The sequence below is a fragment of the Spirosoma harenae genome (genome assembly GCF_054776975.1).
Genome location: NZ_BAAHBD010000019.1, coordinates 1 through 22935 on the forward strand (window position 1 = coordinate 1; position 22935 = coordinate 22935).

23 protein-coding genes and 1 pseudogene are annotated in these 22935 nt (G+C 48.5%); 12 read left to right on the forward strand and 12 right to left on the reverse strand.

What is annotated here, in order from left to right; all coding sequences use genetic code 11:
* On the forward strand, window positions 1–1876 hold a 1876-nt coding region (locus ACYVE4_RS22040), incomplete at its 5' end, for a metallophosphoesterase family protein (protein ID WP_461042409.1).
* Between the two features lie 489 nt (window positions 1877–2365).
* Here ACYVE4_RS22040 and ACYVE4_RS22045 read toward each other — a convergent pair.
* The 3 genes from ACYVE4_RS22045 to ACYVE4_RS22055 are packed head-to-tail and all read right to left on the reverse strand — an operon-like array spanning window position 2366 to window position 4274.
* Window positions 2366–2779: a hypothetical protein gene (locus ACYVE4_RS22045; RefSeq protein ID WP_461042410.1), complete on the reverse strand. Its 414-nt coding sequence runs from the start codon at window positions 2777–2779 to the stop codon at window positions 2366–2368.
* A gap of 40 nt (window positions 2780–2819) precedes the next feature.
* Window positions 2820–3143, reverse strand: coding sequence for a hypothetical protein (locus ACYVE4_RS22050; RefSeq protein WP_461042411.1), 324 nt, complete (start codon window positions 3141–3143; stop codon window positions 2820–2822).
* 45 nt (window positions 3144–3188) lie between these two features.
* Entirely contained in the window at window positions 3189–4274 is a 1086-nt protein-coding gene (locus ACYVE4_RS22055) for a DUF5694 domain-containing protein (protein ID WP_461042412.1), read from the reverse strand.
* A gap of 215 nt (window positions 4275–4489) precedes the next feature.
* Between ACYVE4_RS22055 and ACYVE4_RS22060 the strand changes: the two genes are divergently transcribed.
* On the forward strand, window positions 4490–5521 hold the full coding sequence (locus ACYVE4_RS22060) for a sensor histidine kinase (protein WP_461042413.1): 1032 nt from the start codon (window positions 4490–4492) through the stop codon (window positions 5519–5521).
* A gap of 40 nt (window positions 5522–5561) precedes the next feature.
* Complete coding sequence (locus ACYVE4_RS22065; RefSeq protein WP_461042414.1) at window positions 5562–6308, forward strand: LytR/AlgR family response regulator transcription factor; 747 nt, start codon at window positions 5562–5564, stop codon at window positions 6306–6308.
* A gap of 336 nt (window positions 6309–6644) precedes the next feature.
* Here the strand turns inward: ACYVE4_RS22065 and ACYVE4_RS22070 are convergent, their stop codons facing one another.
* The 5 genes and pseudogenes from ACYVE4_RS22070 to ACYVE4_RS22090 all read right to left on the reverse strand — a co-directional run bounded on the left by ACYVE4_RS22070 (window position 6645) and on the right by ACYVE4_RS22090 (window position 12393).
* A complete protein-coding gene (locus tag ACYVE4_RS22070; protein ID WP_461042415.1) occupies window positions 6645–6830 on the reverse strand; it encodes a hypothetical protein in 186 nt (61 codons plus the stop codon).
* A gap of 457 nt (window positions 6831–7287) precedes the next feature.
* Complete coding sequence (locus tag ACYVE4_RS22075; protein WP_461042416.1) at window positions 7288–7656, reverse strand: hypothetical protein; 369 nt, start codon at window positions 7654–7656, stop codon at window positions 7288–7290.
* Between the two features lie 240 nt (window positions 7657–7896).
* Entirely contained in the window at window positions 7897–8130 is a 234-nt protein-coding gene (locus ACYVE4_RS22080) for a hypothetical protein (protein ID WP_461042418.1), read from the reverse strand.
* 883 nt (window positions 8131–9013) lie between these two features.
* On the reverse strand, window positions 9014–10237 hold the full coding sequence (locus ACYVE4_RS22085) for a GAF domain-containing sensor histidine kinase (RefSeq protein WP_461042419.1): 1224 nt from the start codon (window positions 10235–10237) through the stop codon (window positions 9014–9016).
* 733 nt (window positions 10238–10970) lie between these two features.
* Window positions 10971–12393 (reverse strand): annotated as a pseudogene (locus ACYVE4_RS22090) (IS3 family transposase).
* Window positions 12394–12584: 191 nt separating this feature from the next.
* Between ACYVE4_RS22090 and ACYVE4_RS22095 the strand changes: the two are divergent.
* From ACYVE4_RS22095 to ACYVE4_RS22105, 3 genes are read left to right on the forward strand one after another with little or no spacing between them, the layout of a single operon-like run.
* Window positions 12585–12905 carry a hypothetical protein gene (locus tag ACYVE4_RS22095; protein WP_461042420.1) on the forward strand — a complete coding sequence of 107 codons (321 nt, stop codon included), beginning with the start codon at window positions 12585–12587 and terminating at the stop codon, window positions 12903–12905.
* Window positions 12906–12914: 9 nt separating this feature from the next.
* Complete coding sequence (locus tag ACYVE4_RS22100; protein WP_461042421.1) at window positions 12915–13148, forward strand: hypothetical protein; 234 nt, start codon at window positions 12915–12917, stop codon at window positions 13146–13148.
* Window positions 13145–14080, forward strand: coding sequence for a hypothetical protein (locus ACYVE4_RS22105; RefSeq protein WP_461042422.1), 936 nt, complete (start codon window positions 13145–13147; stop codon window positions 14078–14080). The genes ACYVE4_RS22100 and ACYVE4_RS22105 overlap by 4 nt, the downstream gene beginning before the upstream one ends.
* Before the next feature lie 210 nt (window positions 14081–14290).
* Here ACYVE4_RS22105 and ACYVE4_RS22110 read toward each other — a convergent pair whose 3' ends face one another.
* The 3 genes from ACYVE4_RS22110 to ACYVE4_RS22120 all read right to left on the reverse strand — a co-directional run bounded on the left by ACYVE4_RS22110 (window position 14291) and on the right by ACYVE4_RS22120 (window position 16612).
* Entirely contained in the window at window positions 14291–14545 is a 255-nt protein-coding gene (locus ACYVE4_RS22110; protein ID WP_461042423.1) for a GlsB/YeaQ/YmgE family stress response membrane protein, read from the reverse strand.
* Window positions 14546–15226: 681 nt separating this feature from the next.
* A complete protein-coding gene (locus tag ACYVE4_RS22115; RefSeq protein ID WP_461042424.1) occupies window positions 15227–15769 on the reverse strand; it encodes a hypothetical protein in 543 nt (180 codons plus the stop codon).
* A 471-nt stretch (window positions 15770–16240) separates the two neighbouring features.
* Window positions 16241–16612, reverse strand: coding sequence for a recombinase family protein (locus ACYVE4_RS22120; protein WP_461042425.1), 372 nt, complete (start codon window positions 16610–16612; stop codon window positions 16241–16243).
* 247 nt (window positions 16613–16859) lie between these two features.
* Between ACYVE4_RS22120 and ACYVE4_RS22125 the strand changes: the two genes are divergently transcribed.
* From ACYVE4_RS22125 to ACYVE4_RS22135, 3 genes are all read left to right on the forward strand, one after another.
* The gene (locus tag ACYVE4_RS22125) at window positions 16860–17288 is read left to right on the forward strand and encodes an antitoxin Xre/MbcA/ParS toxin-binding domain-containing protein (RefSeq protein WP_461042426.1); all 429 of its coding nucleotides are present in this window, start codon (window positions 16860–16862) and stop codon (window positions 17286–17288) included.
* 3 nt (window positions 17289–17291) lie between these two features.
* Window positions 17292–17759 carry an RES family NAD+ phosphorylase gene (locus tag ACYVE4_RS22130; RefSeq protein WP_461042427.1) on the forward strand — a complete coding sequence of 156 codons (468 nt, stop codon included), beginning with the start codon at window positions 17292–17294 and terminating at the stop codon, window positions 17757–17759.
* 246 nt (window positions 17760–18005) lie between these two features.
* On the forward strand, window positions 18006–18617 hold the full coding sequence (locus ACYVE4_RS22135; protein WP_461042428.1) for a hypothetical protein: 612 nt from the start codon (window positions 18006–18008) through the stop codon (window positions 18615–18617).
* Between the two features lie 290 nt (window positions 18618–18907).
* On the opposite strand, the gene ACYVE4_RS22140 is transcribed toward ACYVE4_RS22135, so the two are convergent.
* The gene (locus tag ACYVE4_RS22140) at window positions 18908–20182 is read right to left on the reverse strand and encodes a flavin-containing monooxygenase (protein ID WP_461042429.1); all 1275 of its coding nucleotides are present in this window, start codon (window positions 20180–20182) and stop codon (window positions 18908–18910) included.
* Window positions 20183–20366: 184 nt separating this feature from the next.
* Here ACYVE4_RS22140 and ACYVE4_RS22145 point away from each other — a divergent pair, with 184 nt between their 5' ends.
* The 3 genes from ACYVE4_RS22145 to ACYVE4_RS22155 all read left to right on the forward strand — a co-directional run bounded on the left by ACYVE4_RS22145 (window position 20367) and on the right by ACYVE4_RS22155 (window position 22928).
* Window positions 20367–21239 (forward strand): chromate resistance protein ChrB domain-containing protein, encoded by an 873-nt coding sequence (locus ACYVE4_RS22145; RefSeq protein WP_461042430.1) that lies wholly within the window; start codon window positions 20367–20369, stop codon window positions 21237–21239.
* 62 nt (window positions 21240–21301) lie between these two features.
* Window positions 21302–21874, forward strand: coding sequence for a hypothetical protein (locus ACYVE4_RS22150; RefSeq protein ID WP_461042431.1), 573 nt, complete (start codon window positions 21302–21304; stop codon window positions 21872–21874).
* A gap of 37 nt (window positions 21875–21911) precedes the next feature.
* Window positions 21912–22928, forward strand: coding sequence for a DUF1259 domain-containing protein (locus ACYVE4_RS22155; protein WP_461042432.1), 1017 nt, complete (start codon window positions 21912–21914; stop codon window positions 22926–22928).
* Window positions 22929–22935 lie beyond the last annotated feature (7 nt).

Genomic DNA, 22935 nt, shown 5'->3' on the forward strand with positions numbered 1-22935 from the left:
CCAGGCCAGTTGGCTTCAGGAGGGACAGAATCTGATTGCGGTTGAAATCCATCAGATCAATGCGACTAGTTCAGATATTCGCTTCAACATGGAACTACAGCAGAGTGCTACGACAATAACGCGTGGACCTTATTTGCAAATGGGAACCTCTTCGGCGGTAACCATCCGCTGGCGCACGAACGTACCTGTGGTGGGTCGAGTGAGTTATGGCTTGTCAGTTAGTAGCTTAACTGGTTTTGTCGATGAGCCGACCAGTACCACTGAACACGAAATTCGACTGACGACATTAAACGCCGATCAGCAATATTTTTACGCTGTCGGAACGACGGCTACTGTGCTGGAACAAGGCCCGACTAATTATTTTCTGACGGCTCCCCCGTCAAGTAGTAAACGTAAAATCAGGATTGCCTCTTTCGGGGATTGTGGTACTAACCTGGCTACTAATCAGGCGTATGTCCGGGATGCATTCATCAACTTCCGAGGTAGCAACCCCACTGATCTTTGGATGCTGATCGGCGATAATTCCTATGACGGTCATGATAGCCAGTATCAGACTAATTTTTTTGAACCTTATAGGAGCAGTTTGTTGAAAAACAGTATGTTATATGCTGTGCCCGGTAATCATGATTACTTAGATTATGTTCGCTATCCTCCGCCCAATCCCAACTTCGACCGCCGGGCTGCCCACGACATCGACTATTACTCGATGTTCACCTTTCCAAGCGCTGCTCAAGGAGGAGGAGTAGCCTCTACTACAGAAGAATGGTATTCGTTCGACTATGGACCTGTTCACTATGTGATGCTGGATACTTATGGGACACGAAATATCGGCGGGGTAGAAAAACGGTTCTATGAAGATACCGTCAATCACCCACAGGCAATCTGGTTGAAGCAGGATTTAGCCGCTACATCCCAGAAATGGAAGATTGTGTATATGCACCATCCTCCATATACGCGGGGGACACACGATTCGGAAACCGAAACGGACTTAATCAAAATACGGGGTTTCATTAACCCTATTTTGGAACGGCTGGGTGTTGATGTTGTCTTGACGGGCCACGACCACATCTATGAACGGTCGTATCCACTACACGATCAATATGGACCCATGACTGATTATCCCGGTCACGAAACCAGCTATCGTTTTCCAGGCGATGAAAGCTCTGGGAGGTACGATGGTTCGTCGGTGTCGTGCCCGTATAAAAATACATCGGAGAAAAAAAAGCAGGGGACTGTCTACATCGTATCAGGATCGTCAGGTGCCTTGGAATATAATACGGTAGTAGCCAAAAATCTAGGCGATCACCCAGTGATGATAAAGAATGAGAAACGACTTGGTGGCTCTTTTTATATGGAGGTGGAAGATAATCGGCTCGATGGCAAGTTTTTACAAAATGTAGAAAATATGCCAGGCTCGTATACCATCACCGATCAATTCACGATTATGAAAGATGTAGACAAGGCACAAAGCGTAACGCTTACGGCTGGGCAATCTGTTTCTCTGACAGCCTCGTTCATTAGTGATTATCAATGGAGCAGCCCTAGCAGTGCGTCGTTTACAGCTTCGACGCGCTCAATTGTAGTATCACCCGCTTCGAGTCAGACGTTTGTTGTACGCGACAGTAAAAACTGTGTTCAAGACGTATATACTGTACAAATAGCTGGTAATGGATCAATGTTCACTATCAAATCAGGTAATTGGCTCGATCCAACGGTCTGGTCAGGCAACCGAGTTCCTACTAGTACGGATCTCTTATATTTGAAGCACCAAGTCAATATTCCTAGTAATACTGTCGTCCATGCTTTCCAGTTGATCTACGATGCAGGCATTAGTCTCCAATTCGGTATACAGGCTCAATTACTAACGAATCAGTAACTTAGTTGTTAAATATGATCCGTATGAAACGGCAACTCAGCCGCAATCTATTTTGATAAACAACTAGAATCTTAAGGGTGATCACGTAGGAGAATTTTTTATGTTGGACTCAGCTTGGCTGACAGTTTTTTCAGACCACAGGCTTATAGTCTTAAAATACCCTCCCACCTGAGACAAGGGGGTATCCATAATTCGGGTGTTTCAAGAAATGACTTGTTTTAATATCTGTCAAGTGGCCCGCCACCGCGGTCTAGTTAGAAACATACGCTGTGGACAATACTGAAATGAGTAAACGAGTTTCTAGGTACAATTCGGACAGGTAGTCATCTTGACCTCCTTAGTAAAGGGTTGGGGAACGCTGAAATACCCAGGTGGCTGGCTTTCGTGACAACGACCCGTTCTGGGCCATGAAAGCCAGCCGAAGCGGCAGAATCTACTCCCCGCCAGGTAAGCAAAATGAGGAAGTAAACAAAGAATGCGTTCAGCCGCTTAGGGTTTAGTCCCGATCATGGTACCTTGCTGACCGTTTTCCGTGAATTTTAGTTGCAGGATTTTAGCCGAGTATTCCCCCACCTGAGCACCCGAAGGGGCATGCAGAGTAATCAGTTGTCCGGATCGTTTTAGGGTTACGGGGTCGGTTACATGCACCCGGTTGGGCGTTTTATTCGGCTCATTAAATTCTAGCGTTACATCAACGGAGGTTTCAGATAGTCGGACGACTTCCATCGTTTTGGAATAGCCTGTCTGAATACTGTAGGTCTTCCCATCGTCAGCACGAAGCTGGGTAACGGCGTAAACTCCGGCCACCTCAGCGCCAGCGTCAGGCGTAAGGTCATCGGTTTTTTTACTGCAGGCGGCTAGGGCCACTAACGAGCATAAGAGAACAAAAGAACTTCGAGTCATTTGCATGGCTTTCGTAAATAAATGTGAAAAAATTGAACGTTTAGATAAGGGTAAGTTCGTACTGAACGCCATTGGGTGATTGGGCCAATGCTTCACACCAAAAACTGAGTTTACCCGCTTGTAGCGGCAACCAGGCTTTTAGCTCATGGGGAGCGATGAATTCCGTCTGATGGCCATCGGGGTGGTGGAGTAGGATGGTCAGCGGACAACCATCCGCTTTAGGGATAGGTGGAATGGCTATTCGTTCCGTTCCGGGTACGGGGTCGGTAGACAACTGAACCACTGTAGGTGCTGTCGAGCTGGTATAAGCCGAACGAATCGGTGGGTCAATCAGTAGTTTTTTAAGGGTGTCAAACAGGAACATAGAATAAGGGTGTTTAGGATACGACATAGACTACGCAATCCATTCCTATTTCTGGGCTGGCCGTTCGGGTTGGTATTCGTTCAGGGTGTACACCGTCACGTTAGGCATTGCCCGTAGGATATCAATCATCGTTTTACGATGCGCAGAACCAACGCCCACCACCACACGCCTGGCCTTGATGGCACGGGCGCGATTGACTATATTCTGACACATGGCTTCATTGCGCAATTGCCAATAGTGGCGCATTTGAGCGGCTTCGGCTGCCGGGAAGCCGCTCAGATGCTGCAGGAGTCGATCACCACCGAAGTTAACTGAATCGACGCGGGCGCTGTATAAATCAGTATTGCTACTGCGGGTCGTCTGACCAGCCTGCTGGATCTGGTCTTCAGCCAATCGAAACGTGTGCTGCCACTGTAGAAAGGATGTCCACACGCGGTAATTGGCCGAATTGGAGTCTTTTTCTGCGGCAACGGCCCTCTCCAGTTTATCCGACAGCGAATTCCAGGCGGCCTGCCAGCGCAAATCATACTGCTGCGAATCCATGGGTAGAATCCGGTCCTGCTTTAATTGATCCAGCAGCGGAAAAAAGATGTTGTGGTACTCGCTGGAGCGAGAGCGATACAGCGAATCAGGCTCGCCTAGAATCGCCCGGTAGGCGGTATGATGTTGGCTGTCGAAGCTCGATTGGAATTTGTCGAGCTGGTAAAGCTGGTAACGAGCGTTGCCAAAATCATGGATCAGGAAGAGTGCGCGGGCTAATCTCATGCGCTCCTGGTGGGAATCGGGCCGCTTGCGAAGCAAGGCGTAGGTTTGCTGAATGAATTGGTCAGCTGGTTGGGGATCCGGGTAGGGATGACTCCGGATATAGGCTACCCGTTTTTCCAAGGCGGCCTTGTTCCAGAAGTCGGGCAGGGCATCATAATCCTGGGGCGCTAAATCTTCACCGAACACGGCGTCGGGCCGAAAGGCGAGGGCTTTGCTCAGGGGGTAGTCGAAGTGTTCGACCAGATTTTTACCGTACTGATGGGCGGTACCAATCAAGAGGATGTCGAGGGGTTGGCTGGCGGGGGTCGATTGCGACCATCCGGTTGAGCAAGTCAGCAGCATCAGGCAAACGAGTAGGGTTTTCATCCGGTGTTAGGCGTTGTTGCAGTAGGGATGGGGCAAAGGTGCAGCCCGTATACTACCTTCACCAAGCCAAATCGACCAACCCGCTCAACACCTCGGCAAACCCGGATGGGTACCGACCAACTGTGGTCAATACCCGTCAACCCGTTGGTCGGTCAGAATCGGGCGTTGGTCGAACCAATTTGCCAATCGGTTGCCTTAACTTGTTACTTTGTAGGATGAAACATCGTACCCGTAGCCTTCTCTATTTGGGCGGTTTGCTGCTTTATCTGACGCTCGATATTGCCCGCTTCCGCGATTCTGATCGGATGTTCTGGCAGTTTGGCATTGCCCTGGATATCTATCAATGGCTGACCATCTACCTCACCCACGTGGTGGTGCTAAATCCCTTGTTTAGTCGAAAAAAGTACGGCTGGGCCGTCCTGGGTGGGGTGGGGTGCGTTATTTTCTTTATTGGGTTACGGTATCTAATGGACGAAACAGTAGCCCCGGCTCTGTTCGGTGTCCACAATTACTTCCCCGATACGCCTTTTTCCTATTATGTAAAAGATAATCTGTACTATGCCTTTCCCCTGGTGCTGATTGGCCTGGTATTTAAGATTAGTGAGGATTGGTTCGTCCACCAGCAGCAGCACAGCGTCCTGCTTCGGGAACGCAATACGGCCGAGCTGGCCTTTCTTAAATCACAGGTGAACCCCCATTTTCTCTTCAATACCCTCAATAATATCTATTCCTTGGCCTATACCAAATCCGATGCGGCTCCGGGGGCTATTCTCAAATTGTCTGAGTTAATGCGCTACATGCTCTATGATAGTAACGGGAGCGAGCCGGTAGTCGGCTCCAACAAACCTTCCGGCGTGCTGCTGACCAACGAAGTGGCTTACCTTCAGAATTACGTCGAGTTGGAAAAACTGCGGGTGGCCGATGCCCAGGTGGAATTTACTGTAACCGGCAATACCGATTTATTTCGGATCGAACCGCTGCTGCTGGTTTCGTTTGTAGAGAATGCGTTCAAACATGGGGATCTAACCGATTCGCAACAGCCGCTGGTGATTGAGCTCAGTGTGCAAAAGGGAGTGCTTCGTTTCGACACGCTGAATAAAAAAATGACTCGACAGACCGATTCGGGTGGGGGCATTGGTCTGGCCAATGTCCGGCGTCGATTGGATCTGCTGTATCCCAATCGGCATCAACTCCGGATTACCGATGAGCCGACAAGTTATGCCTGTTCACTGGAGCTAAGCTTATAGGAACCGGTGGATAAACAACTGACATACAACACCACTTTTTATGCGCTGTTTAATTGTGGATGACGAACCCTTAGCCCACGCGGTGCTGAGTGATTACATTACCAAAGTGCCTTTTCTGAAACTGGTTGGCGCCACCAACAGCCCCATTGATGCATTGACACGAGTTCAGCAGGGTGAGGTGGATGTGGTCTTTCTGGATATTCAGATGCCCGAACTAACGGGCATGCAGTTTATGCGGTTAGTCCAGCGGGGCCCTCAGGGTAACCACTGCCGGGTCATCCTGACGACAGCTTATTCGGAGTACGCCCTGGAAGGCTATGAACACGATGTGGTGGATTACCTGCTCAAGCCGATTTCCTTCGAGCGTTTTTACCGGGCCGTGCAGAAATTACTGGCTGCGCCGGGTAACCCCTTCCCTGAGGCGATCGATACGGGTCCGAACAGTCAACCACCTTTTCCTTCAGCGACTGAGAGCGTAAAGGAGTTTATTTTTGTGAAGACCGAATACCGACTGCAACGAATTGGTTTAGCCGAGATTCAGTACTGCGAAGGGCTCAAGGACTATGTATCCATCTACACCACGACAGAGCGGATCCTGGCCCTGCAAACCATGAAAACGATGGAGGAGAAGCTGCCTACCCATCAGTTTGTGCGGGTCCATAAATCGTATATTGTGGCCTTGAACCGCATCGGATCCATTGAACGTAACCGGATCTATGTGGGCAAATCAGTTATTCCGATCGGGGACACCTACCGGGAATCGTTTTACCGGTTGATTGAAGGGTGAAATGGGGGCAGGTTCATCCGCGTTGTCGATTTGGTAAGCCGGGCATCAAGCTTACCAGACCCAGTCTGATCAACACTGGACTGAACTTGCTACCTGTTACTGGACGCGGTCCCCGGGACAGAAAAACTAAGGAATATTGTCTTGAGTACCGCGTCCTGAGAAAGAGGGTACAATCAGCGAATAGCAAACCCATATGTGTATAATAATTTCCTAAAACGCTCTATAGTTTGGGCAATTTATGATACGGTAAATTAGATCAAGTAAGGGCAGGCAAGGGAGTGGCGTGGCTAGCTCAACGTAACGAAAAAGCAAAAAATTGATTGTAAAGGGTGAAAGTTAACTCCAGTCACCCAACCCATACTCTTCTGCCCTATGTCTGGGACTGGACAAATAGAGTGCATTCTCATAAATAATCTGGTCAGCCAACTGGCACGGCAGCTGACTTCCTTCTTGTAGACCGAACCGTTCGGCAATAACAGGAGACAGGTAAATCGGTTTCTGGTTGAAGTATACGAGTACCATGGGGATAGCAGGTCGATACCTTAGACTACCCAAGAATAATGCCATTCTATGGGCCATCTACTATTTTTTTAAACTTTTCCTCTCAGATACAGAGAAGAAAGCCACCTGGTCACTACTATATATCCCGGCTTTAAACGGTATCTAAACCCTGACATACCACTTACTCAATAAGTTACCAGGCAGCGCATTTTTAGTTTATACTACCCGTCTTGCAGGTTGCCCATACAGCCTGTAAGCACATATATGAATTATATGAATCGCTGACGGTCCGCCGTCGCGGTTCTACTGGGGTCAGCGATTCTTGTTACCTATGGCCAGGAAGTGACCTCTAAACTAGACAGTCTACTCCATATATGTGCTAGAAACAAAAAGCCCCTGTCATCACTGGTTAGGGGCTTTTATAGGTAGAGCTATTCAGAACCCAACGGTTTCAAGAGCAAAACAAGCCGAAATCAACTTATAGTTGACCCACAATCAACGTATCCAGATGCACCTGAGCCACTAAAGCCCGGAACGCCTTTTCTAGCGCTGGATGCCTTTTTTGAGCTGCATTGGTCTGGTGAGCCTGTCCATATGCCCACGCCACCTGGTCGCCTTCTTTGGCCTGGGTGTGGGAGAGGGCTTGCCAGACGTTTTTATAATAGGCTACTTCCTGAACCTGGCCGTTATCGACTAAACTCTCTTCAGGGGTGAGGAGGATAAGTTGTTGCAGTAGGACCAATAGGTCAGTGAGGAGCTTATGGGTCGCTTCGGGCGTAACGGGATCGAGTTGACTTAACTGGGTCTTGGTTTGATGAATTGCTTGGATAATGGCTTGTTTGGTCACCGCTTTAAGAGGATAGAATGGATTAGAAAGGACTCAGTTGCTTAAGGATTACCACTAACGACCAACTATATACGTCAAAAAAAGTTAATAGATAATTACTTAGTGTAAAACGCTCTGTCCTTAGACAGAATAGGTATCTCACCGAAGGCGAAACGCAGCTAAAGTCGAAAGGTCAGTCTATTGATTTTCAGCACGCTAGATGAATACCTGATACGCACAGGACGTTGTCAATGAAATCCCCTACTCTAGCCGCTCATCAAGCTGAGTCAGCTCATCGAGTTCGGTCAGCAAGCCGCAAACCTGGGAAAAACTACTCACCTGGTGGGCCACTGAGGACAAAAAGGCTATTTGCTGACCGGAGATTCGGCCGGGCCCGAGAGTGGCAATGAGGGCGACTAGATTATGGCGGATGCGCTCTAGGCTAATTGAGGCTAATTCCGACTGGTTAGTCTGTTCGGCCCTGGCTAAGTCCACAAGCTCACTTGTCGGCGGGATCGGGGGGGGGCCGCCAGCGGTTTAGCAGACGCAGATAGCGCAAGTCGTACTGACTTGCTTGATCATAGTCAATCATGAGTAGAATGAAAAAGAGGATGTATAAAATGGATTTAAGCTAAAAAGGAAGTGAGCAGCGGGTAAGTACTACTGTATATATTTAACTATTTCGATTTATTGTTAGAAAAAGAGTAAATAATGACTGAATTATCCTATTATTTACTTGAAAATCAGGTTCTTTTCGCTGAAACCCGTCCACTGAATCCTCTACAACTAACTGCCTATACATGGCCATGAATTGGTTCGACTTTGTGCAAGTACACGCTCAATCTTTCTATGGCAGCTTCTGGCTAGTCATGGTCCTGATTGGTTAGCATTTGGTAACTGAACTTGCTTCCTTTTACTAGACGCGGTCCCTGCTGACGTGGAACGCGACACAAAGTGAAGTGCCATTTATCTGGAAAAGTAAGAAGCCATACCTCAAACCCTCCCTCAATAGAGACACAGTGAATTATATGGACCAACTTCGCTAAAGCGGCCTTTACGCAGAAGTATCAATTTACGCTGTGTTTCCACTAACATTCCTTACTTCGATTTTACATACGTTTCAATCTAGTCGACTTCAAGTTGCGTCTAGGGGGTATCACTTGGGCCAAACTCAACGCAGCTTTCGCTTTGCCGTTGCGAAACTGGCCCAAAGTCAGCTAATGCTAATGTACCCCAAGGAGAGGGTGAGGTATGGAAATAAACACTAGTAAAGCTTCCCTGGCTCGGATGTCTTATCGTAATTATACTACTTGTTCAAGCTAACCAGGGGTATACGAGTCATCCAATGACTTACCCTGAGCCCATCCCCTGATCAGGATCAGCGCCATTTGGGCTGGCGTAAACTTACCTCAAAGCAGCTACCCTGACCCGGTGTTGAGCGTACCCTGAGTTGGCCATTTAAGGTCTCCACTAAATGCTTCACCAACGGAAGCCCAAACCCATAGCCTGACTCCCCGGCGGTCCCATGACTGGAAGAGCCTTTCCCCTTTAAGATAGCCGCTTGCTGTTCACTGGTCATCCCCTGACCAGAATCTTCCACCACTAGGCTGAGTAGGTTGTAGGGGCCCTCATCCGTTAACTTAGTGCTGACCCGAACCCACCCCTGTTGGAGCGTGAATTTGATGGCATTGGAAATTAAATTACCCGCAATCTGCATCACTTTGTTTCGGGAAAAGGGAAGCAACTCCGTAGTTGCATCTGTCGAAACCGACAAATCAATGCCCTTCGCTCGGGCCTGGGGTGCATAGAGCTTTTCCAGCATATCTTTTAGTCGGGCCTGGTGAAAGACCTCATGGCTTAACGAGTCCTGCTTATGCTGGTGCCATTTGTCATCATTCACCAGAATCTCGTCAGCCAGGTCCAGTAGCGATTTGCTGCTGTGTTGCATCAGCTCGATGAGCTCCAGTATCTCCTGTAACTTAATAGTAGACCCGCTGCCGGTTACCAACTGGGCCATGCTGATAATGCCGCCTAAAGGCCCTCGAATGTCATGAGCTACCCGTTTTTTTGACTCGGCGAGTTCAGTGGCCTGGCGTTTGAGATACTCCACTTCGCGGATGATGTTTAATCGACTCACCACTTCAGCCGCAATGATGTGTAGTAACTCTATTTTCTCGGGGTCAAGTTCTTTGTTTTTCGGATCCAGTACGCAAAGCGCGCCCAGGTGCGTACCCTGGCTCGATTTGAGAGGGATACCAAAATAGTAGCGCAAATGGGGGTCGTCGGCGACATACCATTGTTGAGCAAAACGTTGATCAAGTTGTAAGTCTTTCACCTCCAGGCTGTCGGGTTGCAGGATGGTGTATTGGCAGACGGAGTCTTCCCGGGGCATCGAAACTAAATCCAGCCCGTGACTGGCAATGCTCCACTGGGTATAGGAATCGATCAGGTTAATGAGCGAGATATCAGTGCCAGTGACTTTGGCCGCCAGTTTGGTCAGGTCTTTAAACGTATTCTGGAGAGCCGAGAAGTCCAAATCGTAGTCGGCCAGATCAATAACACGTTGCCACTCATTATCGGGTAAGGGGGCCATAGTCTTCATGGTCAAATCGCTCAGTACAGAACCGGTTTGGTCCTAGTGAGGAGCTACGGAGTAAATGGAGAATGAGACGTTGTAGTCAGCATTTGGCTGAACTATTAGTAAACGAATGTATTTATAGAGCAACTTTTTGCTTATTTTTAATCAAATATAGTAACTTAAATAAAGCAGTAATAATCCTACTTGAGAAGTGGTGAAGAATCGAAATACCGGCCTCCTAGCCTGTCAAGTAACTTTCTGTCCTCTAGCTCTCTTTTGGTATTTCACAACTGACTTTCTTTTAATCTCGTCACTCTACGTGGTAGGCGTAATTTCGTGTTTACTCTTCACCTGGGGTAAAGTTTCGCTACCAACGGCTCAGGTATTCACCGAGTTTGTTTCCTGAGAAGTCCAGTGCAAGCATTCTCTACACTAAGTTATGTCAGTAGGCTATGTTATTTACGAATCCCGCTTTTTACAGCCATGAGTGCAAGCCTATACAGTCAAGGTGATGCACTCATGGCGAAAGCGATCGATCTCAATCGGTCGTTCGCGAGGTATAATAGACCATACTGACTTCAGGTAAAGACCGAATACCACGAGTAAGATCGACCCAACTCGCCTACTAGATTGGCTATTCAACTAAAAAGGGAACTTTCAGTTTTCCGATCTCAAATAACCCTCATTTTAAAACGAGTAGAACTGTATATCGTCAACCGAAAGTGGACAGATACGGGTGAAAAGAGAAGAGATACTTTTAAGCACTTTGAACTCGCTGAAAAATATGATTTTTCCGCCGTTGGGCCATCGTTAGCTGCTTGATTTTTTTACGCTCAGCTACAATTTGGTCTTGGCGACCCCAGTACGCATCGGCGGGTCGTACATTCTCCAGTGATTCATGATAACGTTGGTGATTATAATACTCTACCCACTCGCTTAAACGCTCCCGCAATTCATCCGGACTATAGTAGTGCTCTAATAGCAGCACGTTTTTCATCGATCGATGATACCGCTCGATTTTGCCCTGCGTCATGGGATGAAACGGTGCACTACGAATATGCTCAATGCTTTCCCCTTTCAGATAGTCTTTTAAATACCGGGACACGTAAGCTGAGCCATTGTCCGACAACATGCGAGGCCGTTGATCGGCAGCCAAACTACTAGCCTTCAGAGCGACTTGGACGGTTCTCTCCACGTCCGTGGCCTGCATGCCTGGACAGAGTTCCCAGGCTAAAATATAGCGAGAGTAGTCATCCAGCACTGTCGACAGATAATACCATCCCCAATTCTTTATCTTGAAGTACGTAAAGTCGGTCTGCCAGAGTTGATTGGGTGCCGTGGTAGGATTATAGAAGTGGTCAGCCGCTTCCATCAACCGATAAGCAGGGGTAGTGATTAGTCCCCGACTTTTGAGAACCCGGTAAACGGTCGATTCCGACACAAACCATTGCTCGTTATCAACAATATAGCAAGCCAGTTCGCGACTGGAAAGGTCAGGGCGATCTAAAGCTAGCTCAACAATTCGATTTTTTTCAGCGATTGGTAGTTGATTCCAGATGCTTGTCCGACGGCAAGGCTGATCGGCCAAGCCATCAAAGCCATCGCTTAAATAACGCTTATACCAGCTGTAAAAAGTAGCTCGGTTGATCCCCAGTTCCCGTAACGTGGCCTTTACGCTCAGGGGTGACTGTTCGACTAAGCTTATAATCTCCGCGCGGCGGCCGCCATTTTCTCGGACTGAGTCATGTGATGATCGGGATTAGTCGTCGGCCTTAAGGCTTTTTTTTAATACCCGATTCTCCAAGCTTAGTTCGGCTACCAGCTGTTTAAGAGCCTCATTTTCGGACTTGATGGACTGCACTTCGGGAGCGGTGGCTTCCCGTGTTGTGTCACCTGCTAATCGCTTTTTCCCTGCTTCTAGAAACTCTTTACCGCTTCGGCGGTCCGATCCAGCGGTAATAAATGTTGGTATTGAGCCCTTCTCGCCGACAAATCTCGGCTACTGACTGTTCGCCTTGTAGGCCTTCCAGCACAATACGTATTTTTTCTTCAGCGGTGTATTGGCGTCGGGTTTGTCGCTGAATGTCTTTGATGATGGATAGCGCTGGTTTGCGCTCCGATGAAGTTGCTTGAGCCGTCTTGGAGCGACTAGACGGAGATTTTTGGGTTGAATTGGACATAACCAAGGTGATTTGAGTGAAACAATTTAGGAAATTGTCTCTTCTCATTTTCACCCCTTTTGTCCACTTTCATTTGACGACGTACACTCCGACCATTAGTAAGGATGCTGTTAGGCTCTCGTTTTGGTCTATGTTTTACCAGTCCGACAAGTGCTATTAAGGGTTTTCCGCACAGACGCTGGCGTGGACTCATGGCGCTGTTTTCGCAAACCTGGGTTTATTCCATAACGGGTAATACGGATCCGGCGTTTACGGCTGCTGATTGTGATAGTCGGCTTATTGCTCAGGCATTGCAACAAACAATTGACCAGGACGCCTGCGCTGACTCCTATATGTTTCACCTGATCTTTAAAGGCCATCTGCGAGACATGGAGCTCCCGCAATTACCGCCCTCGTTGCAGCCTGCCGTTCTGGAGCGTATTCAGGTCCGACTACGTCAGGAGACGTTAGCCATCCATTTTATTACGGATGATATCTGCCACTATCTGCAAACGGAAAATCTGCCTACCTGAACCGTTTTTTTGTCGCTGTCGGACTTACTCAGTTTTGTTTCTGCTGATACGGTTGAGAGGGTATTGGCAGACGTAAACGCTCGTTACGGGGGAATTGATCTTCAAGGCGTTATTCGGAGTTTCCTGCGACATGATCTTCGGTTGACTCAATCTGATGGCCAACCGTCCTGGTGTACCGAATTACGGGATGTGTCGGCTCAGGAGAGAACCCGAATGTATAAAGTGTATCAGTTTGTGCTATGAACAAGGGAATCCTGCCGTACGCACCTGCTTTTGAAGCCGATTTGCTCGCACTGGAACGAGCCTGTCCGCAGGGAAGTCGAATGCTTCAGATGGTTATGGAACGGCCTCAATTTATTACCCGTTCAGCCGTATTTGATCGCTACGATCAACTTACGTATTGGATCAATAATCGACTCGTCAGCGTATCGGCCTGCGCTGAGACAAGAATAAACCTCAATGGTGAACCCCGTCAAATTGGGTTTCACTACGACGCCCGAACTCACCCTGATTTTCGAAATAGGGGTTTACAGGGATTGTTAACTCGGAGGCTTCTAACCGAATTCAGCCAACCTACTGGATTGACTCAGACCATTGTTACCTTCAAAGCTAATAACCTGGCTACCTTATTACTAGGTAAAAAAGAAGGCGGAAAATCGCTCTATAATTTCACTTATTTAACGGTGCCCACACGGAGCAAAATTTCATCTCCAGCCGTTGACCAATTGCGCAATGCCCCATTTTTTTCAACCGACCTGTTGTCGGGTCAGGAGAAATTGAGGGAGTATTATACCCGCTATATCGGTACGCTGGGCGTATGGCATCTGGAAAAAGTATACCAACTCCGTGTGGTGCATCTGGCGAGTTGGCTGCGCATCGTAAAGAAATTTGTAAGCGGATTTGGGCAGCAGCACACTCGTATTCCCAGTGAAGGACAAACGCTTCGAATGCGCTTGTTAATGGGGTTTCAGGCAGAGCATGCTACAGTCTTGAACGATCTGTTGGCAGATATGGCTCAACAGGGAATCGATTATCTACTCGTGGCAACTCACCCAAACGATGGTTTGTATCACTGGCTGCGACCTTATGCCATTGATACGACGAATTATTCGTTATTGGCTGATTTCGCTGTTCAACCCACAGACCAGCTAACACTCGATGTGCGGTGCCTGTGAGCGTGAACTCTAGTCTCGAGGATGAATATAATAATGTCATAAACTTCCAATTGCCGTTCCTGATCCGTTCTCCCTTGATTTTATACATTCTCAAAATACCCACCTCAAATAGACGGAGTACCGTTGCATGATTCGCTCAAAGGTTCTATAACAAGCAGGGTCGGCCATCATCTGGCCGACCCTGCTTAAAATGGTACTTCCTAACTAGTTTTAAATCGTGCGTCTGGATCCCTTGATCAAGGCGACAATACCCAACACAATACAAGCCCCCACGAAGGCAGTTAAGATACGACCTACAATACCGGTATCAGCCCCCAGGGCCGTACCAAAGAGCCAGCCTCCGACGAAGGCACCTACGATACCCAGAATGATCTCGACTAGCAACGAGAGTGAAAAGCGTTTAAAGACCAGGTCAGCCAGCCATCCGGCCACGGCCCCGACCAAAAGAGTGATTAAGAGTTCCATAAGGATTAGTTAGCAATAAATGATGAGTGAATAATTTAGTGGTAGGCAAAAACCAGTAGAGGATTTCTGTCCCTTACTGGTTTTTGCCTACTTATTGAGAAGGTAAGCCAACAACGTGCCATTGGCCTACATGATAGGTAACTAATTGATATACAGTCATTTTTTGGAATGGACATGTAAATAGAGTCTGCAAACATGAGGCAAATAGTCCCATTTATGCGGCTGAAATCCCCCACGTTTAAATTATCTAGAAGAATCGTCAACTGGACGCCTAGGGATTGCAAACGCAAATCGCCAACTAAGTTGATTGACAAACCGATGGTTTACTTGGCAAGGTGATGGAGGGCTAGGTAAGCGGTTACTGGACCACTGTTGTCCATTTTGGATCGGAAGCGGTTAGATTCTATCAGGTAAGAGCAAGCCAGCACCTTGCTAAATTTATCTCCTAAAACGCTCCTAACTGAGATGAAAGTGACGATCATCAATTAGCTCCTTAAATGAGTTGTTCGTGGTGACAGATAAAAAAGAACCGCATCGATCAATCGTCGATGCGGTCGATAAACATACGTCCCCTGTTGCACTATTCGATCGGTAAGGGTCAGCAGGGGCATTTGCTTAACAAATTTTCCATCAATTGGCTCTTGTCAGACAACCCTAACTTGCCTACTGACTAGTGTAGCCTTAATGAAAGCCCTGCTGGGTCAAATACTGGATATCGGCTTCATTGCGAGGATGCACCCCCACCACAATTCCGCCACTTTTCAGCCCCGTTTCATAGTCTTTCGCCGTCTCTTCGGGGATACCTGAATTCACTAACGCCCCAATCAAGCCCCCTGCCAGACCACCCGCGCCTGCACCCGCTAAGCCAGCCGCTAAGGGACCCGCCACCAGTAAGCCCAGCCCTGGCAATGCTAGCGTCGTGCCAATGGCCGCTATCGCTGCCGCTACAGCTCCTACCGTACCCCCAATGGCTGAGCCTTTACCAGCCCCCTCCAGGGTTTTATCGGCTAAGGCGGAATCATCCGCATCAGAGTGGTCAAAGTGCTGTTTGCGGGTTTCATCGGTCATGACGATGTTGACATCATGGTTCGAAAAGCCATGGGCTAACAAGGCGTCGTAAGCCGTTTCGGCGGCCTGTCGATCCGAAAAGATAGCCGTCATCATCGTGGTTGATGGGGTTGACGAAGGCGCATTCAAGCTGGAGTTGTCTGTTTGATTAGTCATAGTCGTATTGGGTTTTGTTGTGAAAACCCACTAGGCGAACCTAGTGGGTAACTAACTAACCCTGCCAGCGCCAACATGTTTGAGTAATATGATCGAGTGGTAAAGGATCGGCAACCTTATGCGCTGTGATTGAGCCGGGGTGGCGTACCAGTGGACAGAGATAAAAAAATAAGCCTGGAATCCTTAAAAGTACATTCTCACAAAATGCTCCCAAATGAGACGAACGGAAGCTCGTTCATCTGCCTCTAAAATGGGGTAATTCATGAACCGACAGTTATTTCTCGCCCTGCCAGGCCAAGTACCGGTAAACTGTCGCTCGACTTAAATGAAACAACTGACCGATCTCCAAAATCGTATGGGTTTTAAGCGCTTTCATAGACTTAACGGCCCGTGCCTTTGCTTGGGCTTCGGTAGAGAGTCCTTTCGGACGGCCGCCTATCCGTCCCCTAGCCTTTGCTGCGGCCAAACCGGCTATGGTACGCTCACGGGGATTAAATCCCTTTCAAATTCAGCTAAGGAAGCAAACAGGTTGAAGACTAAACGACCCTGTGCGGTAGTAGTATCAATAGCGTCATTCAAACTACGGAAGCCTATCCCTTTGGTTTGAAAATCATTGATCAAGGTGAATAGCTCTTTTAGGGACCGGCCTAAGCGATCCAGTTTCCAAACCATGACTGTATCTCCTTCTCGAAGGACCTCTAGCATCCTCTGAAGTTGTAGGCGTACCTTAGCTGAAGACACTTTCTCTTGAAATATCTTCTGACAACCTGCTTTTTTTAGGTCATCCAATTGAAGGGATAAGTTTTGATCCTGGGTGGAAACGCGTGCATAACCAAATAACATATAACTACATGGCCCGATAAAGCGCCCTCAAAAGTACGTGCTGAAATGTATTATTTTAAAGAGATGCAATTGATCGTCAGTTGGTTGCATCCTTTCAAATAGTATTCCTTTCTTTAAAGGGGGATCAAAGTTGGTAAGTCGAATTGTTAAGTAAAATCTATACGTTGCTATATTCTTGCTGCTGTAAGTTTGTAAGAACTTGATCGGATGAACTTTTATAGTTAACTTAGTGACAAAATTCATTCTTATGGCTATCACTTTGCCTTTCTTACCGCCAAATCAAGCTCTGTTGCCCCGGCTCATGACCGAACAGGAGATTATCGCCCGCAGTCGGCAAGGCGTGCTACGAGCGGAAGCGGACCGCGTAGCCAGGTTAGTTGGCTTAACCGACAAAGAATTGGCCATGGCTTTAGGCTTATCAGCGTCTTATCTACATCGGCTGAAAGTCGACCAACGCATCAGTCAGGATGCCTCCGAGCGACTGCTGCTGCTAGAGAACTTGCTGCTCCACGCACTAGATACTTATGAAGGGCGCCCTTCAACTGCCCTCAACTGGATGCGCTCCCCCTTACGTGAACTAGACTACCAAACACCCCTCCAGACATTGGATACCGTTACGGGCTACACCTTGGTAGACCGGGTACTAGGCCGTATTGACTATGGTATCTTCGGATAAGCTATGGCCATTGTTTATCGAGTGATGCGTCAGAAGTATGCCGCTCAACCCCTAGATGTTACCGGTACATGGCTCAATGGAGGCCGGTGGAATCCGCCGGGTGTTGGCATCCTCTATACAGCAGAACATCCGGCACTCGCTTTGGTAGAAATCTTAGTGCATATGCCTCAAGTGCCCTACGATGAGTTACCCGCTTACCGGTTGTTTAGTCTGGAGTTACCCCCTAACACTCAGCGAGTATTAGATGCGGCTCAACTCCCCCCCTATTGGCAGGAGAACACCTACAACCGGAGTCAGCACATTGTGGCCGATTGGCTAGCTAAGCCAGATGTGTTAGCCTTGGGTGTACCTTCCTCGGTGATGCCATCAGGCATCAACTACTTATTGCACCCAGCCCACAATAGCTATGCATCTATCCGTGTGATTGACGAGAAGCCACTAGTGATTGACCCTCGGCTATGGTCAAAGTAAAAGTGCAATCCGTAATCTATAACTTTTTGGACGATCTACCAGAATGGACATTATCAAAGCAGAATCGTGGGTAACTCCATCCTGTCTTAGCAAATAGCTGTTCCTTAATTCGGGCGTTTGCTGAACCAGTAGTTAGGCTGACGTTTCGTATTTAGGCTATTGTATAACCGCTTCTTCAACAATAGATAAGTCCATAGTCATAATGGAGACCCATAGCTTGCTTGCTATAGCCTGATAATCCTACATATGAGAAAGCTACTGTTGCTTTATCTGATCTGTCACGGCTGGTTCTGTCAGGCACAGGATGCGGCTCGGCTAAATCTACCTATTGACCCATCGTTGCCCTTTAGACGCCGTGCTTGGTTAGCTGGCTTTCAAGTAGGGTATTCAAAAGGATCCTACGGCCATGAGCGGTATTCGGCTACTCACCTCTATGGAGGCTACTTTGTGGTCAATAAACTAGCGATTGGCCTGGCGGCTAGCCGGGGTCAGGAAAGCTTTGGGGCTGCTCAGGACGTAGCGCTTTCCGTGGGTCCTATGATACGCTATCAATTCACACGCACTCGTTTGTCTCCGTTCGTCGTAGGCTCGTATCAATTTGGGCAAGCGACTGTTTCCGGACTACGGTCTAAAGTTAGTCCATCCGGTACGACTGCAGCGGATGACATTCAGAACAGACCCATTCAATCTCGTTATGTTGGTATGGGTCTGAGCCTACGAGTGATCAGGGCCTGTAGGCTTGATGTACTGCTTACTTGGCAAGACAAACCTGGCGCTACCGAATTAGGGATAAACGGACAGTACAACTTATTACAGGCACAGCTTGGGGTTAATTATCTAATTGACCGGAAACGATAGATCTGTCGATTGCGGACTTTCTTCTTTTACTGGCTGTGGCCCCCAAGGCTAAAATATAAGTAACGTTTGTCGAGAAAGGTAACAAGCCTATTCTCAAAAAACGCTCCCTCCTGAGACACGAGTGATTTTAGTATCTGTAATTCGGGCGTTTAATTTGACGGGTTATTCTACAATCTGTCAATGACTATCCGTCGTATCCGTCGCATACCAGGATTTATTGCTGGATCAGCCATTATGGAACGATCCAATCTTCTGAAGGGAAACGATAGAATTCTTTCGGACGTGTTTTTTTACTTACTGCCTTGGACGCTGCTTTTTACAATCTGATCAACAATAAACTCCGCATCTTCTCTGATTCCTAGGATTATCGCCGATTTCCGTTTCCTTAACCAGGGGAGCCCGATAAAATAAAGTCCCTTGACTGCGCCAACTCCGTTTCGGTGCCTGGGTAACTTCTCCTCATTGAGCACGGGCAGTTTCAGATAGCTAAAATCGCCCCTAAACCCGGTCGTCCAGATGATTGAGGTTATTGTCTCCTTTACTAGATTCAGTTGAGTTAGATCAGACGCACAGGAGGCATCTTCATCCGGCAAATCATCCGGGTCAATCTCGGCAAGGGGAGCCAACACCTTATTCGTTTGAATGTACTCATCAATGAGCTGTTTCACATGCCCAGAAAATTCGTCAGCATACCTAACGTTCGAAGCTGTATCGGGCTGAAAATAAATAGTATTTGCCTGGGCTCGGTCCGCTCGGCCCAGTATGACGGCTCCACTTCTGGCTAGGGACTGTAGGCTCGTGGTTTTCCCCCGCTCACCGGCTCCCGACACCTGCGGGTTTCTGACCTGTAACAAAGACGAGGAACGTATTTCGTCAGTAGGGGTATCATAAAACCCAATCTTAACCAACCAGTCGAAAATATCTTTGCCCCGGTAGCGTCTTGGAATCCGGCCAACCCGGGCCGTCGAGAGAAAAACGTTCCGACCCGAACGCAGCAAATCCTGGGCGATCTGGGTTCCGGATTGGGCACTCCCTATCACCAGTACATTTCCGTCAGGAAGTTGATGAGCATTTTTGTATTCACTGGCGTGCAGTTGCACCACCGACTTGGGTAGGTGATGAGCAATATGAGGTAGCCGAATCCTATTCTGCCCACCCGAAGCGATAACAAGCTGCCGGCTGAAATAGGTTGTCTCTTTGCCCTCTGGAGAGACAGTAACGCGAAAAACAGCCCGTTTCTGGTCAGTATGCACGGCCACTACTGGACAGTATTCTTTGACCGGCAGATTTTTCTGTTGTACATAGGTCTCCAGCGCCAAAGCAAATTCAATTGCGCCAGTAAAGGCCTCGGGGTTACCAAAATAGGGCTCCTGTTGGGGAAGCAGATTCAATTTGTTAGCCGAGTTCATCTTAAACGAATCCCAGCGCTGGGAACGCCAGGATTCCCCGATTTGTCCCTGCTCAAAGACAAGATGGCTGACTCCAAGTTTGGTCAGATAATAGCTGACGCAAATCCCAGCATGCCCCGCGCCAACCACAATAACGTCCAATAGCGGCTTATTCATAGGCGAATCTAGTCAACGTTAACAGGGTTGGATAATGAACAGTCATCCTTTTGGCGCAAGTAGCTAAGATCGCTATTTCTTTGAAGTAAAAAAAAGGGGCGTTTAGTGATATACTTTAAGTAGTTGATTGGCTGCAATACTTTCACCAGCTATTCAGTAAGTCCATTTGTCGTAAGTTAGCACGATGAATTGGATTACTAGAGAACGTCCGAAAATCGACCGGCTGGCCTGTCCCTGGCTCATCAAACGATTTATTGATCCACAAGCGACAATTCTCTTTGTGCCCGAAGATCAGGTTATCCAGCAGGCGCAAACGTTAGACGCGATTCCCTTTGATGTGCCCGCTGTCGAATACACCCATTATGAAGATCGCTGCACCTTCGACTACTTCTTACAAAAACATGCGCTCACTGATCCAGCTTTGTTGGCCATTGCCCCCATTATTCGCGGAGCGGATACCGACGATCATACGGTAGCGGCTCAATCGGCGGGCCTGTGGGCCATCTCAGCGGGGTTGGCGTTTAATATCACCGATGACCAGGAATTATTGGCGCATGGTATGGTCGTTTATGATGCGCTTTATAGCTGGGCAAAATACCTTCAAACCGTCAAACACACCCAAAGTCCCACCGAACGGCTCTTGTTGCAGGTGCTGCATACGTATCTCAAACCAACGGGCAATCGGAAGCCGCCCGCCTGGGTTGATGGGTTGAAAGAGCTGATTCAAGACCAGATTGATACCAATCTGATCGCACCGGCGTACCGGCTCAGTTTGACCGAATTATCGGAAAGCCTGGACGTGAATCCGGCGTATGTTTCACGCACCTTTGCTCGCTATTTTGATGATTTATCCTTCGGTGAGTACATCCGTAAGCTGCGGATCGAGAAGGCCATCCAATTACTGGAAAATACGGCCTACAACCTGACCGAAATCGCCTATCTAACCGGCTTCTCTGACCAGAGCCATTTCACCCGTATTTTCAAAAAACAGATTGGACGAAATCCGTCTGATTACCGAAAAAAAAGGGCAAAAGGTAAAGCAGATACAAAAGGTTAAATTCATTCTATTTCGGGGCTGGTCATCGGCGTATCCTTGCGTTAAAAACTGATACGTCATTGATGAACCGAATTCATTACAGCCCGAAATCAGCCAAGAGCGGGTTGCTTGATTATCCTACTGCATTTCTCTTTATGGCACTGCTTTTGTGCCTACATGGAAATGGTGTTTTTGCCCAAACGCCATCCGCACCACCTTCACCAACCTATCCCCGCCTGGTTGGCTATCTCGGCGTTCTTCATCCGTTGGTGACCGTTGATGAGCATGGTTCTGAGACGAACTTTAGCCATTATTATCTCGTCGGTTTTCCTATTGGCCTCAATTTATGGAAGACCAAGCAAATCGGCTTCTCGGTCGAAGTTGTGCCTTTGATCCGGGCGCAGGATGGCACGAGCCGCGTAGCCAATGTGCTGTTTCATCCGGGCGTGCTGGTCAATCTGGGACATGATTTCACGTTTGCTGGACGGCTGGCGTTTGAAACGTCGGGTCGGTACGGCGTGACGCCCGTGTTCAACAAAATCGTCCGGCATGGTCAAACGCTCAACTATTTCGTAGCGGTGCCTCTTCCGATTCGTTTCGGCAACGACCGCCCCACATCGGCAACGGTTGGCTTTCAGTTCGGCATTGTTTTCTAATCTGTTCGCTCACCTTCTAAACGGTTTCGGTTACTCGATGAAAAGACGAAATTTCTTACAAACCGCAACGGCAATGAGTGCCATTCCTCTCTGTGGGGGACCATTGAGTCAGAGCGAATCCAGCCTAAAAACGCCCGCTTTGCCAGTGGACGACCAGGACGCTATTGCCAGTGCCCTGGGAAAAAAGGGAACTTACAATGAAGCCCAAGCCACCTACACGGTGCCGTTGCCCCGCAATGATCTGAACGTGACGATCAAGGGCGCGGCAGGCGTTCCTGAGCCGGTGCCGATTCCGTTCGGTTTCGGCGGCTGGGTATCCTTCAAGAAAACATTGGATGGCAAACAAACCGTCATGATGAGCGATACAGTGTTGCTTGAAGACGAAGTGAATCCGTTGATTGATGCCACCCATGCGGCTGGCCTGGAGGTGGGGGCCATTCATAATCACTTTTTCTACGAACAACCGCGCATCTTTTATATGCACCTGCATGGCATGGGCACCACAGCGGATCTGGCCAAAAAATATGCCACGGCCATCGGCAATACGAAGCTGTTTCCGGCCAATCAACCCCAACCACCCGCGCCCGCAACGGCACAGTCGGGCAACAAGGCAACCCCAGCAGCCACCGGCGCTTCCCAAACGGGCAAAGAGCTGTTCGATCTGCCCGCGCTCGATGCGCTGGTCAATTACAAGGGTGTCGTCAACGGCCCCACTTACAAATACACCGTTGGGCGGGAGGATGTGCAAATTGTCGCCATGGGAGCCGAGATGACAGCCGCCATTGGCCTCAACTCTTGGGCTTCCTTTGCTGGTAAGCAAGATGCCGCCCATATCGCGGGGGATATCGCCATGCTGGAAGGCGAAGTGAACAACGTCGTGAGTGCCCTGCGAAACCATAAAGTCGAGGTCGTGGCCATCCATCATCACCTGTTGGGCGAACAGCCGCGCACCGTTTTTCTGCATTATTATGGCCGTGGCCCGGCTTCGGAATTGGCCAAAGGCTTCCGGGCAGCACTCGACCAGTTGGGGAAAGCTGGCAGTATGAAACACTAGTTTTGAC